Origin of the sequence: Aestuariimicrobium sp. T2.26MG-19.2B (assembly GCF_950101875.1) — a bacterium.
Taxonomy (GTDB): domain Bacteria; phylum Actinomycetota; class Actinomycetes; order Propionibacteriales; family Propionibacteriaceae; genus Aestuariimicrobium; species Aestuariimicrobium kwangyangense.
Genome location: NZ_CATNLW010000005.1, coordinates 1 through 449, shown reverse-complemented (window position 1 = coordinate 449; position 449 = coordinate 1). Strand labels below are relative to the sequence as shown.

General features: G+C 35.4%; 2 protein-coding genes. One reads left to right on the top strand and one right to left on the bottom strand.

What is annotated here, in order from left to right:
• Window positions 1–233 (bottom strand): YiiX/YebB-like N1pC/P60 family cysteine hydrolase (locus QQZ11_RS13560; protein ID WP_284550854.1); only part of this gene is annotated, 233 nt, incomplete at its 3' end.
• A gap of 72 nt (window positions 234–305) precedes the next feature.
• On the opposite strand from QQZ11_RS13560, the gene yobI reads away from it, so the two are divergent.
• Window positions 306–371: a stress response small protein YobI gene (gene yobI, locus QQZ11_RS13555; protein ID WP_072123646.1), complete on the top strand. Its 66-nt coding sequence runs from the start codon at window positions 306–308 to the stop codon at window positions 369–371.
• The last annotated feature ends 78 nt before the right edge of the window (window positions 372–449 follow it).

The following is a 449-nucleotide window of genomic DNA, read 5'->3' as shown; positions in this document are numbered from 1 at the left end:
ATAGCATAGCGTTGATTAGCAGAGCGTTTAATAAAACGGGATAGCGTAGTGATGGTTGAGAGGGGAACACGGCTTTCTGCAACCAGAAAGTCTTCACCGTTATGACCGATAATGATCCCGACGTGATTACTCCAGCAATTTGATGCAGCTGATATTTGACCAAATAAGGTAGCACCTATACATGTAAAGACGATATCACCAATTTCATATTCAGCAGGATAATTAATATTCACGTTGTCATTCCATTGAAATAGATATGAATATACGTAATAGCATAAAAAATTTATTTTTTTTCAGGGGTCGCAATGTGTATTTTTATTACACATTTCTTCGCTGAATATGTAATATTTAAATATTTGCTTCCAATATAATCTGTAGAAAAATTATACTGCGCCATTTTTCAGATCATCGAGACACCTCGCAAGTTTTCTTCATCCTTCGCTGGATAT